10 protein-coding genes and 1 riboswitch are annotated in these 11,957 nt (G+C 48.4%); of the genes, 1 reads left to right on the top strand and 9 read right to left on the bottom strand.

The features are described 5' to 3' along the window. Positions 1-61: 61 nt before the first annotated feature. The 4 genes from LOZ80_RS27410 to LOZ80_RS27425 all read right to left on the bottom strand — a co-directional run bounded on the left by LOZ80_RS27410 (position 62) and on the right by LOZ80_RS27425 (position 4,900). Positions 62-1,492, bottom strand: a complete 1,431-nt coding sequence (locus tag LOZ80_RS27410; RefSeq protein ID WP_238167634.1) for an MBOAT family O-acyltransferase — start codon at positions 1,490-1,492, stop codon at positions 62-64. Further along, on the bottom strand, positions 1,489-2,586 hold the full coding sequence (locus LOZ80_RS27415) for an SGNH/GDSL hydrolase family protein (protein ID WP_238167635.1): 1,098 nt from the start codon (positions 2,584-2,586) through the stop codon (positions 1,489-1,491). The genes LOZ80_RS27410 and LOZ80_RS27415 overlap by 4 nt, the downstream gene beginning before the upstream one ends. A 34-nt stretch (positions 2,587-2,620) precedes the next feature. Next, complete coding sequence (locus LOZ80_RS27420; RefSeq protein ID WP_238167636.1) at positions 2,621-3,265, bottom strand: CPBP family intramembrane glutamic endopeptidase; 645 nt, start codon at positions 3,263-3,265, stop codon at positions 2,621-2,623. Positions 3,266-3,454: 189 nt separating this feature from the next. Continuing rightward, the gene (locus tag LOZ80_RS27425; protein ID WP_443146981.1) at positions 3,455-4,900 is read right to left on the bottom strand and encodes a hypothetical protein; all 1,446 of its coding nucleotides are present in this window, start codon (positions 4,898-4,900) and stop codon (positions 3,455-3,457) included. Between the two features lie 116 nt (positions 4,901-5,016). On the opposite strand from LOZ80_RS27425, the gene LOZ80_RS27430 reads away from it, so the two are divergent. Next, on the top strand, positions 5,017-5,232 hold the full coding sequence (locus LOZ80_RS27430; protein WP_189010768.1) for a hypothetical protein: 216 nt from the start codon (positions 5,017-5,019) through the stop codon (positions 5,230-5,232). A gap of 842 nt (positions 5,233-6,074) precedes the next feature. On the opposite strand, the gene LOZ80_RS27435 is transcribed toward LOZ80_RS27430, so the two are convergent. From LOZ80_RS27435 to LOZ80_RS27455, 5 genes are all read right to left on the bottom strand, one after another. Further along, positions 6,075-7,109: a polysaccharide deacetylase family protein gene (locus LOZ80_RS27435; protein ID WP_238167638.1), complete on the bottom strand. Its 1,035-nt coding sequence runs from the start codon at positions 7,107-7,109 to the stop codon at positions 6,075-6,077. After that, on the bottom strand, positions 7,106-7,366 hold the full coding sequence (locus LOZ80_RS27440) for a YqkE family protein (protein WP_189010769.1): 261 nt from the start codon (positions 7,364-7,366) through the stop codon (positions 7,106-7,108). Before LOZ80_RS27440 ends, LOZ80_RS27435 begins: the two co-directional genes overlap by 4 nt. Positions 7,367-7,421: 55 nt before the next feature. Continuing rightward, positions 7,422-9,257, bottom strand: a complete 1,836-nt coding sequence (locus LOZ80_RS27445) for an APC family permease (RefSeq protein WP_238167639.1) — start codon at positions 9,255-9,257, stop codon at positions 7,422-7,424. Positions 9,258-9,354: 97 nt separating this feature from the next. Beyond that, a riboswitch (cyclic di-AMP (ydaO/yuaA leader) is annotated at positions 9,355-9,504 on the bottom strand. A gap of 204 nt (positions 9,505-9,708) precedes the next feature. Beyond that, complete coding sequence (locus tag LOZ80_RS27450; protein ID WP_238167640.1) at positions 9,709-10,938, bottom strand: NAD(P)/FAD-dependent oxidoreductase; 1,230 nt, start codon at positions 10,936-10,938, stop codon at positions 9,709-9,711. A 212-nt stretch (positions 10,939-11,150) separates the two neighbouring features. Next, the gene (locus LOZ80_RS27455) at positions 11,151-11,915 is read right to left on the bottom strand and encodes an EcsC family protein (protein WP_238173134.1); all 765 of its coding nucleotides are present in this window, start codon (positions 11,913-11,915) and stop codon (positions 11,151-11,153) included. Positions 11,916-11,957: the final 42 nt, after the last annotated feature.

Raw genomic sequence — 11,957 nt, forward strand, 5'->3', positions numbered from 1 at the left:
TAATAATCTGTTCTATTAGCTTACTTCTTTAGACAGATAATAGGCAACTCCGAATCCGTGGCTAGAACTGAAAATAAATAAAAGAACTTTGCTCTGGCTTCAGCACGTACAATAATATTAGCACGACCAGGCAGTAAATCGCTGCCCTGACAGGTGAAGGAATCCAACGATGCCACGCCGTCGACACGCGATCAAGATGCCTTAATAAGTAAGCCTCCAAAATATGAAGCGCAAAAAGTCCTGCCGCGATCCCCCAGAAATGCCATACCCATCTTGGCATGAGCAATGCCTTAGGATTCAGCATTCGACTAATGAGATCCATTGCGGTATGAAGCCCTTCTGTTCGAAAAATGACCCAGCCGAGGCAGGTTAGCATAAAGAAGACACCGATTGCCAGAATACGGTACCACAGATACTTTTGAATATAAACGATTCTAAGCCGCTGAAGCAGCATCACATATAATTTGTGACCGATCAAAAGCCCTCCTTGGTACATCCCCCAAGCAACAAAAGTCCATTTACTCCCATGCCAAAACCCGGAAATCGTCATAGCCGCAAATAGATTGGCATATTGTCTGATCTCACCGCGCCGAGATCCCCCTAGTGCAATGTAGATGTAGTCACGGATCCAGGAAGACAAGGTGATATGCCACCGCCGCCAGAACTCCGTTGCATTGGCGCTTAAATAAGGCGTATCAAAATTTCTGGCCAGCTCCAGTCCGAACAGGCATCCCAACCCGACAGCCATATCGCTGTAGCCTGAGAAATCGCAGTAAATCTGAAAGGCATACAAGACCGAACCCGTCCATCCCTCAGCCCCGCTGATGGTGCTCGCTTGTGAGAAAAAGCTGTCGCTATAGGGCGCCAACTGATCTGCTATGCCCATTTTCTTCAGCAAGCCCAGTACAATAAAGAAAACTCCCAGACGTATCTGCGCCGGGTTAAAACGAATTGTGTCCAACTGCTGAATCTGCGGCAAAAATTCCTTGCCTCGCATAATTGGCCCAGCGATCATATGTGCGAAAAACATAATGAACATCCAGAACCGCAGCAGCGAACGCTCGGCAGCAATCCGCCCCTTGTAAATATCGACTAAATAAGAAATCAATTCAAAGGTATAGAAAGAAATACCGAGCGGAAGCGCATAGTGCAGCCATGACGCTTCGTGGGCGACCAAATGGACAGACAGGAGCTTCTCCAAACTGCGCAGGGCAAAATCAGTGTACTTAAAAAAGACGAGATTGCCTGACGTCAACAAAATCCCTATCAATAATAGGATGCGCCGCCCGCTGCTGGCTTGTTCGATCCATCGTCCACACCCAAATACCGCTAACGAGACAATTCCGAACAAAAGCAAGTAACCAGGCCCCACTACGCCGTAAAAAATAACATTAGCCGCTGTCAGCAACCAGAGCCGATGCTTAGGAATGAAATAAAATAATCCCATCGTGATCACTAAAAACAAAGCGAATTCCGGCGTATTAAACATCATAGCGGTTTGGCTGCCCCTCTCTGTCTATAAGCATCCCATATCAGCTGCGCCATCATCTTATACCCCTCCGGCATGAGATGAGTGAAATCGGTAAACCAACTTTCTGAAATCTGTCCTTCGAGATTTAAATAATGAACAGGTAATTGCGACAAAAAATCGTCCAATCTCCCGCGATTCTCTACATAGCCAGGATCATTGACGAAATCCTTCATTAAATCATGATTCGTCCCCGCCATTACGATCCAAGTTTCTTTCCCTTGTTGATGACGTATGATTTGCCGTGTGAAATAAACATCAGGATTAGACTCTGCTAAATCCAATGGCTGATTGGTAAAAGCCGCCTTCAACTGATCTTGCTTGAGCATCGCATCCAAAGAATCCCGGTCCTTCGTATACCAAGGCTCTGGCTGAGCTAGTGAATCATCGGGCAATGGCCGATTGTGCAGCTTATCCCATTGAATATCTACAGATTTTTGGTAATAATCCTTGTACGCTAATAACGGAATGTAGGGATACACCTGCTTTTTCAGCAAATCCTGCAGCCATATGTAGGGATTTTTATATAGGGGATACTCGCTTGTTTGTCCTAATTGTGATTTGAATTTGCGATACGAAGCAGGATCTAGCACTCGCAAATTCTCCTGCCACCATGAAAGAACAGGTTGATAAGGTACTCTAGGCACATAACTGGCATATCTCACATTTAAAATGACATGGTCCGTAGATATCCCCTGCTCATCGAGCATGAGCAGCATCGTATAAATATCGCCCAGTTGCGAGCCTGGAAAAGAAAGATTGAATACAGTCGGATGCTCCGGCATTTGTCCCAGAAATGCGCTGATGCTCTGATCTGAACTGCCTGGACTTCCATAAAAGACGGAATCCCCCAGTAGGATTACGTAGTCTTGAGCAGGGTCATGGTCAATTTTGCGCTTCATATAACGGATGACCGGGTCAATATTTTGAACATTATTAACGATAAGCGGGTAGCTCAGCCTGTTGCGATACACGGCTTCTGCAGAAATGACATAAGGAAGCAAGATATTGATTAGTAAAAAAAATACGACAACATAAGGGATACTCTTCTTCTTCATCCATAATCACCCAGAAGTTAGACGCACGATTGGTTCAAAAGTTGCTGATGAAGGTGGGGAGGTAGCTAAAATAGATAACTATAATCCCCGTGTCCGCCAGCGCATGACAGATGATTGAACCCCATAGTGTACGGAACTTGATAACCATCCACCCCCATACGATTCCTGCGAAAAAGACAAGCAGAAAGAAGATGAGCGGGTAAGGACCTTTAAACATAGGCAGCAACACCAGAAAGTGGTACAGGCTGTAAAAAAAAGATGAGATTAATACCTTATATTTCATTGAATGCAGCTTTTCAAGAATAAAACCACGCCAGTAAATCTCCTCCAATAGAGGATTAACCAAGGTCAATATGAAAACAAGACCTATTGTATATTCACCTGTAAATTCCCATTTTTTCAACAGTAATCCAAGTTGTGAGGAGTCAAATAGCTCATTATGAAGCAACGCGCCTGAAACGATAATACCCACTAAACAAAAAGTCCCCAGACCAATCCCTACAAGGATATGACGTATTCGGGTCTTATCCGTTAAGTTTCTCAAGACATTTGTCTTAAACAAGACGGGCATCAGGAAGAGCCATCCATAGAACAACAGAAAAGTAATCGGTACATTCTGAAATACATACAAACCTGCATAAATCAAAACAGTTGGCGCAATTAGCAAAAGAAGTATCATGTTTAACCGCCTATGAGTAGTTTAGGAAATTTAATTTTGTTCCTGTATAATCCATGCTATCGTTATTACGTCTTTCTAATAAGTACTAACTTTGACTAGTACCTTTACATATAAAAAAGCATCAAACTTGGGCACACTCAGCATTGTCGGCCAAATGTTCGCAAATTTGATGCTCAGCGTTAATTCGCATTAAACCAAGAACATCGCCACAACGGTGGTCACAGCCAAGCCGATGAGCACAGGCTTCAAATTCCGTCTAGCGAGCTCGAACGGACTGACGCCGCAAATCGCCGCGGCCGGAATCAGCGCCCACGGGATCAGCGTGCCGCCGCCGACCCATATGGCGGCTACTTGCCCTAGCGCGGTCAACACGGCGGCGCCGGAACCGATCGCGGTTGCGAAGAGCTGCGCAATCGAGCCCGCGAGGGAGATGCCGGAGAAGCCGGAGCCGTCGAGGCCGGTAATCGCGCCGACGACGGTCAGCGTCACGGCACCGACCGCGCCGTTCAGCGGGACATGCCCCGCGAGTGCGACACCGAGATCGTTCACGATCCCGTGCGAGCCATCGGGGAGGATTTTCCCGTACAACTCGGTGAACGCGGAGTCGCCGAGGTAGAAGAAGGCCGCGATTGGAATGACGGGGCCGAATACTTTGAAACCGAAGACGAATCCCTCTATGAGGTAGGAGGTGGTTTGCTCCAGCCCTTGATTGCGATGCGCAAGCAGTGTAACCGCAATCAAAATAAATACTGCGGTGCCGCCAACAAGCGCTGTTGCATCCCCGCCTTGCAGATGTAGCACGAACATTGCTACGACATCCAGGGCGAACAGGAGCGGAATCAGGATCGCCAGCAGTTTTTTCAACTTGGGCGCCAGATTGACTTTGACCTGTTCATCCGCTCCAACCAAGGCACTGCTATCCCCAGCGTTGCTCCCAATAAGGCCATCCCGCCAGGTGCCTTTCTTCATATCCCGCCGCATCATCCAGAATGCCGTAATCGTTGTGACAAGCCCCATCACGATAACCAGGGGAATGCTTGCCTCCATGACGGAGCTCACTGGCAATCCAGCGGCGTCCGCAGTCAATTTGGGCGCGCCTTGAATAATGTAATCCCCCGACAGCGCGATACCGTGCCCAAACAGATTCATAGCCATCGCGGCTCCCAATGCAGGCAACCCAACGCGAACGGCTACAGGAAGCAGAACCGCTCCAATCAACGCGACCCCAGGAGATGGCCAGAAAAACCAAGACGTCACCATCATGATGATACCGATGCCCCAGAAAGCCATGGCAGGTGTCCGCAGAAACCGGGTTAATGGCGCAACCATGGTCTCATTAATTCCTGTGCGTATAAGCACCCGGCTCATTGCCACAACAATGGAAATAATCATAATTGTGCCCATCAGTTCTTTGGTCGCATAAATAAAACTGTTAAAAATCCCCGATACCGACCCGCTTAACGTTTCCGTCGCCAACAAGCCAAGGGCAAAAATACCGACCACACAAATCATTGTGGTATCTCTGCGCTTGATCAAAATCGCAAGAATAAAGCCAATAAATACGAGATAGACCCAATGAATAGGCAATAATTGTATGTCCACTCGAATCACGCATCCTCTCTGCCTGAGCAGCATTTGGTGCTACATTGTATGCTCGGCTAGGCCTAGGCGTTCGCGCATTTCGGGAGTTGACAGGCACCTTGTGGTACAATAGAGGAATTATTTTAATTATGTTAGGGGTATGCGTGCTAATGGCAAGTAATCAACGCTTAGTAACCGATGCCGATTTCCAAGAAGCTGTGGATCGGCAGGCGCCTGTTCGTGTTTTTAAAGATGATCATATCGTGGATTCGAACGCGGTTGTCTTGCGTTTCAGCGACAAAACGATTGTCGTTCAGACAAGGGTCAGTGATTTGACGTACTACGATCGGGACGCATGTGAATTTTTTGAGATGAAACGAAGGTAGGTAGGTAGGTAGGTAGGTAGGTAGGTTCCTTGGTATCCGAACAGACCTAAGAAAAACGGCTGCGCCGCCCTGAGAGATCAACCTCTTATTAGCGGCAAAACCTATGGGGAAGGGAACTCTAGTACGCTATTTAAGCAAATAGCAGGGATACGAGGGCAGTTGCGGAACTACAGGGTCTTATTTCCAACGAAAAGCGCTGAATTTCCTATGAAACAGCAAAATAGCGTACTATAGTTCCCTCTCGATCGCGATAATGCCACTTTTTGCTAGAATAGCGCCCTGTAGTTCCCTCCCTCCACGCAAGACAGCTGAAGTAACTCCTCCGCATTCACTCCAAAACATATAATTGAAATAAGCCTAGCCTGTGCGGCTAGGTTCTTTACAATTTTGTTCTGGGATGAATAGGCAAGCTTCCCCCAAAGGGGCAATGGAGCTTGCGGGACGCCCTTACGAATCCAACACCCCTTATTCGATCAAAATCGATAGATTTAAAATGACAACGAATTCCAGATGCGTTATTTGAAGTAAACGATCACTAATCCGCCTAAAATCCACCTCATAACGCGTCTACAGTTTGTTAGATCTAAAAAGTAGCTATTTTCTCGTATATAAGCATAATACAGTTCGTTAGCAATGGCAGGGGGGCGGGGATTGCAAGTTCGAGTGAGGTTGGGATTGCGGGTTCAGGCGGGGCTCGGATTACGGGTTCAAGCGGGGCGGGGATTGCAAGTTTGAGTGAGGTTGGGATTACGGGTTCAGGCGGGGCTCGGATTACGAGCTCCGGTTGGCTTGAGTTTGCCTATCACCCCCATTTATACCCTTTGTATTTCCCGCCGGAACTCCTACTCCAACAAATAGGTAGCAAGCTGAACGAAGTGAAACCCAGCTTTCTGCAATTCAGGGATGGCTTTGATGACGCCTTCCGCCGTATCTTTCTCTGGGTGATTCATATGCGCAAGCACGATAGAACCGCTTTTGGCTTGGAGCAGCGCACGGTAGACTTGCTCCGTGTTATACGTCGCCCCGGCATCGCCAAGTAGATTATAGCCTGCCAACTGGGCGCCCAAGTCATGGACAATGCTGGCAGCAACGTCATCATAATAGGCCGTGCCTGAGCGGAAAAACAGCGGCCGCCGCCCCGTCAGCTTCTCAATCTGATCGGCATTGTCCGTTACCTCATGGATGACTTCGCTTACGCTTTTGGTTCCAGCAATGCCATACGCCAACCTGCCGTTGACAGACAAGGGACGATGCTCTGTGCCGTGATTCTCGATTTCAAAAAGCGGATTCGCCGCTAACTCAGCAAAGACCTCCGGATTCGCCGCGATCCACCGCGCGTTGATGAACAAGGTCGCGGGGATCTTCTCCTTGATCAAATATTCGATCAGCTTCCGGTCGTATCCACTGCCCTCTTTCCCTCCGCAAGCGTCAAACGTCAGCGCTATCACTTGTTCCTTCGTGACCATATGCGTCCGTACGCCTGCGACTCGTTCCCCCCACTTATGGGGAGCGATTTGGCTGTAACGGTCAACCAAGTCAGAGATATCCGATGCAGACAGGGAGGTATGTGTTACGGTTGCGGGCGGGCGGGACTCGGGAGTGGGCGCTGGCCCCGGTGCAAGGCCGGGCGCGACTGTTGGCTCCCCTCTAGGCGTCTCCGAGCTCAGCGCTGAAGTGGGCGCTGACTCGGAGACGCGGTCGGGCGCGGCCGCTGCTTCCCTGCCAGACACCACCGGGCTCGGCATTGAACTCGTCGCCGAAAGCGGCAAACTTGCTTCAGCCGACTCCGCAGCGCTCTGCGAACGGCTTGACTGACAGCTTGACAGCGCCATCATCGCGAATAGAAAAAAGAGAAAGCACAAGCTGCGCTCTCTCATTTGTGCTTTCTCCAGTCAAGTCCGCTCTTCTCGAGCAGATGTCCAAAATCGTTCTCCAGCCGTTTCTCCTCCGCTTTGCGTGCAGCTTCTGCCTCAGCTCGGAGCGCATCCTTGCGCGCCTGTTCCTCCGCTTTCATTGCGTCAGCCTGAGCCTTCAGCCCCTCCAGAATTTCTGGGCGAAGCAAATCCTTGAGCGTTGCCGGTTTATCTTGCACACTGGTATCAGCGGTTGTGGACGACCATTTCTTCTTAGCCATAACGGGTTCACCTCTGTTCTATTTCTCACACAGTTTTCCCCTTTATTGTACAACTCTACTCGTGCAAATGATAGGGGACAGTGGCGACAACGATATCTTTGTCCGCTTGAAGTTTGGAACGAATACGCGCCGCGGACTGATTGTGGAGCAGTCGGTGCCACCATTTTTTCGGCATAAATTGCGGCAGAATGACCATAATCGATTGTTTTTCCGAAACATGCGTATCGATCCGTTCGATAAATTCAGCCAGCGGCTTCAGAATCGTCCGGTAACGTGATTTGAACACAACAAGCCTTACGCCAGGGTCCCATTTGTCCCACTTCTCCTGCATCGCTTCTTCATCCTCATCGGAGAATGATACGTAGAAAGCAATGACGTTGGGCGATAACGATTTGGCATAGTTCAAGGATTGCGCAACAACGCGGTGAATCCCCGCTACGGGGACAATAATAACAGGCTCCTTCGTGCACACACGCTCATGCTCGATATCAATGCGCAGTTGTTTGGCAACGTCATCATAGTGATGACTCACCTTCGTAATGAGCCAGAGCAGGATTGGCGTCACGATAATGACGATCCAAGCACCCTCGCTGAATTTGGTGAAACAAAAGATCAGCAACACGGCAAAGGAGACAATGCCTCCTAAACCATTAATAAGCGACTTGCCGATCCAGCCTTTCACGCGTTCTTTCAACCATTTGCGGACCAGACCGCTTTGCGCCAGTGTAAAGGATAAGAAAACGCCAATTGCGTATAAAGGAATAAGTGCATCTGTTTTACCTTTGAAAATGATCAAAAGAATACTGGCCAGGACACCTAGCGTGACAATCCCGTAGTGAAAAGACAACCGGTCTCCTCGGTATGAGAACATACGCGGGAAGTTTTTATCTTGAGCCATGATGGAAGCCAAAATAGGGAATCCGTTGAAGCTGGTATTGGCAGCCAACACCAAGATCAGCATGGTGCCGATCTGCGTGGCATAGTATAGCGTTCCACGGCCAAAAGCTTGCTCCGTAACCATCGATAAGACGGATGTGTGACCATGCGGATCAGGCGCGATGCCGTATCCCAAGCTGAGCAGCGTCACACCGCCGAATACGATAGCCAACAGCGTGCCTAGCGAAGCTAATGTGCGCTTGGCATTTTTCACGGATGGTGTGCGGAAATGCGGGACAGCGTCGGAGATAGCCTCGATGCCAGTTACGGCTGAACAGCCGGAAGAGAATGCTTTCAGGATGACGAATAGCGTCAATGAACTTGTCATGGAGCTTGGCGCGAACTGAATCGGATGCATGTTCATCGAACCGCTCAGCATGTCGAAAATCCCTTTGCCAATCAGCAGTAAAATACAAAGAATAAAAAAGTACGTCGGAATCGCGAACACAGTTCCAGACTCGGATGTGCCTCGCAAATTAAGCCAAACCATCAGCCAAACCAAGATCAAAGCAATGGGAACAATATATGGCACCGTGATTGGAAATGCCGACGTGATGGCCGTCACACCGGCCGAGATCGATACCGCAACGGTTAATGTATAATCGATAAGCAGCGAAACTCCTGTGAGTCTCCCCCAAACCATGCCTAAATTTTCTTTGGCTACCATGTAGGCGCCACCGCCCATAGGATAAGCCTCAATCACTTGACGATAGCTGAGCACAAGCAGCGTAATCAAAGCGATAATGGAAATCGCAATCGGCAATGAGAATGCAAAAGCAGCAATGCCCACTGTTGCAAGCTCTAATAGAATTTGCTCTGTACCATAAGCCACCGAAGATAGCGCATCTGAAGAGAGAATGGGTAATGCTTTCCAAACCTGCATTTTTTCAGATTCGAGTTCTGCCGATTTGAGCGGCTTGCCGAATACAATTTTTTTCAATGAATCGCTTGTCATGCTGTGAAATTCCTCCAAATTAGTCTAGTATTGAGTTCTTTTCCCTTTTTAGGACGCAAAAAAACACAAGGATAGACCTTGTGCTTAGCCACATGTTCTCCTTTCTCACGATCGCTTACGAGGTTAGCTGACGGGTTCGGGCCGCGAGAAATCTGCCCTAAAGGTACAATATCATGCACCTTATTCACCCCGTTGAAACCTATGGTTCCCCCGCTTTTCTATTCAGAAAATTAAGCGAAATATTCAGTTATAACTACGTTCTGAATACTACTCTCTTCTCAGTTCATAGTAAAGGATGGAAAAGTCTTAAAAAGTATTATTCCAACCTCTCATTCCTCCAATAATTCGCTTACAACGTTTTGGATCTCTCTCTATCTCTTTTTATCTTCCGATATCGTAGTTCTAGGTCATTTCACAGAAAAAAGCTGCCTTGATGGCAGCTTTTTTTCTTCTAACTTCTGACATGAGAATTGCGAGTTGACATTTTTTGTTTAAAAATCATCTTTTTCCATATAAGTGGAATACCGCCTATGAGGAATAAATAGCGCGCATCGATCATTTTTTTGATCAAAGCAGCGAATTTCCCCTTTACTTTTTTCACTTTCAAAGTGCCAACAGCTTCTCCGCGTCCCAATGAAGCCACAGTCCCTTTGTAGTCATAGGCAAAAGGTCTCAGCGGTTTCCCACGCAAGGTATAAAGTAAATTTCGGGCTGTGTTATAGCCTTGCTGGACGGCGATTTGGGCGTTCGCGGGGTATGGTGTCCCTTCCGGACTCATAACAATGGAGCAATCTCCTGTAATAAACACATCAGGGTATTGCCACGAGCGCAGGTAATCATCCACTTTCACCCGCCCCCGCTGCACATCGAATCCAGCTTGCTGCAGCAAGGCGTTCCCGCGAACACCCCCCGACCAAATGATCGTGCCTGCTCGAATGAACTGTCCATCTCCGAGCCGGACGCCGTCCGCTTCGCAGGCTTGAATGGCAGTCGACAACTTATACTGAACGCCTTTGCGGCGCATCACTTCCATGCCGTATTCCACCAAATCATTCGGCAATCCTGGCGGTAGGGCTGTTGGCGAGGCTTCCACATTAATGATTTGCACGAGAGCCGGATCTACATCATAAGTCCTGCATAGAACCGGGATGCGATCGGCCAATTCCCCGACGAACTCCGTTCCCGTAAAGCCCGCACCCCCAATGACGAATGTCAGATACTCTTTGTGCTGGGGATTCATTTTATACTTGGCAAACATATATTGGGTATGCTGGCGGATGAACCGCACACTATTAATGCTATGAATCGACATCGCATGCTCCCGCAACCCCGGAATGCCGAACGTCTCCGTCTCACTGCCCAAACCTACGACAAGGTAGTCATAGCTCAGCGTATCATCCGTTAAAACAACCTTTTTGTCCGCTGGCAGGATTTGCTGAACGGTGGATTTCACGAAATGAATTTTGCGTTCATCGATAAGATCCCTGATCGCGACGCGGGCATTCTCATGATGATCGGTACCCGCTGCGGGCATATGCAGATGCGTCGTCATATAATGATAATCATGCTTGTTTACCAAAGTAACCGTCATTTCTCCCGATCTGATCAGCTTCTGCAGCCTGATCGCTGTAACAACACCGCCATACCCTGCACCCAGAATCACTACTTTCGCTGGTTTCATCTAAATCCTCTCCTCCGATTGAATCACTTATGCTCTACTGAATCGTGATAATCTGAGGACCAAACCCATGAAAGTGGATATGTGAAAATAATCACATAGTTAATCGAGGGTGACGGGCGGTTTGGCTCTCTCTATATGTTATGATTCAACTCCTGAAAAATCACTAGAAAATCGTCTACGACAAACAAAAAAAAGCCGGAGTGCCCATCCACTCACAGCTTCTTAGGTTTCGCTATATCTTGCAGCCAACGCAGCCGAAAACAATTCATCCCCGCCACCCCAAGCTCTTCCAGCAAGCCATAATTGGCCCAAGCCCCGACGACAGCCCCTATACCGGGAACCAACTGAAGCATTTTGCGAAAATCAATCGTATCGCGGTATTCCTGCTGCAACTGCTTCCAATCCACTTGATCCATATAGGCCTCAGCCGGCGGAAAAGTGTCAGCCACGCTGCGCCAATTTTTGATGGTAAGCAGAAGCTCGGGTTTCTTCTCATGGCTGGAAAAAGCCAATTGAAACACATAGAGAATGAATAGACGCTCTCTGTAGTCCTTCGTCGAATAGCCATAGACATGCGCCAGCTCAAACAGAAATTTCAACTTGATGCCAATTAAAATAGGGAAATCCGCAAGCCCAAGCAGAATCCCTCCCGCTCCTGTCCCTGCTCCCTCGGCAGCGGCGATCTTCTTATAGAGCGCCAGCAATTCCTCTGCTTTCGCATCGCGATCTGCCAAAGAGAGCCCTTGCAGCGGCCCCTGCGCAGGGATGTAATTGATGCCGAACAGAGTTGTCTGAATAATGCCTTTTACCGTTGCGGTAATCGTCGCATGAACCTTGTCAGGGATCAAATTATTGATGCCTGTCTGCATCGATTTGGACGCTCGTTCCACGAGATTTGGGAGCTTATGCTGCCGGATTTCCCAACGTTTGAGCTGTCTGGCCGTTTGCTGTTCGTACAGGGTGTATTCGGACTCCACTGATTTCACCACCGCCATCCCAATAAAGAATTTTCACTACAA

Source organism: Paenibacillus sp. HWE-109 (assembly GCF_022163125.1).
Lineage (GTDB): Bacteria > Bacillota > Bacilli > Paenibacillales > NBRC-103111 > Paenibacillus_E.

Coding starts and splice junctions, on each gene's coding strand:
- LOZ80_RS27410 (WP_238167634.1), bottom strand. CDS start 1,492: ATGATGTTTAATACGCCGGAATTCGCTTTGTTTTTAGTGATCACGATG.
- LOZ80_RS27415 (WP_238167635.1), bottom strand. CDS start 2,586: ATGAAGAAGAAGAGTATCCCTTATGTTGTCGTATTTTTTTTACTAATC.
- LOZ80_RS27420 (WP_238167636.1), bottom strand. CDS start 3,265: ATGATACTTCTTTTGCTAATTGCGCCAACTGTTTTGATTTATGCAGGT.
- LOZ80_RS27425 (WP_443146981.1), bottom strand. CDS start 4,900: ATGCTGCTCAGGCAGAGAGGATGCGTGATTCGAGTGGACATACAATTA.
- LOZ80_RS27430 (WP_189010768.1), top strand. CDS start 5,017: ATGGCAAGTAATCAACGCTTAGTAACCGATGCCGATTTCCAAGAAGCT.
- LOZ80_RS27435 (WP_238167638.1), bottom strand. CDS start 7,109: ATGAGAGAGCGCAGCTTGTGCTTTCTCTTTTTTCTATTCGCGATGATG.
- LOZ80_RS27440 (WP_189010769.1), bottom strand. CDS start 7,366: ATGGCTAAGAAGAAATGGTCGTCCACAACCGCTGATACCAGTGTGCAA.
- LOZ80_RS27445 (WP_238167639.1), bottom strand. CDS start 9,257: ATGACAAGCGATTCATTGAAAAAAATTGTATTCGGCAAGCCGCTCAAA.
- LOZ80_RS27450 (WP_238167640.1), bottom strand. CDS start 10,938: ATGAAACCAGCGAAAGTAGTGATTCTGGGTGCAGGGTATGGCGGTGTT.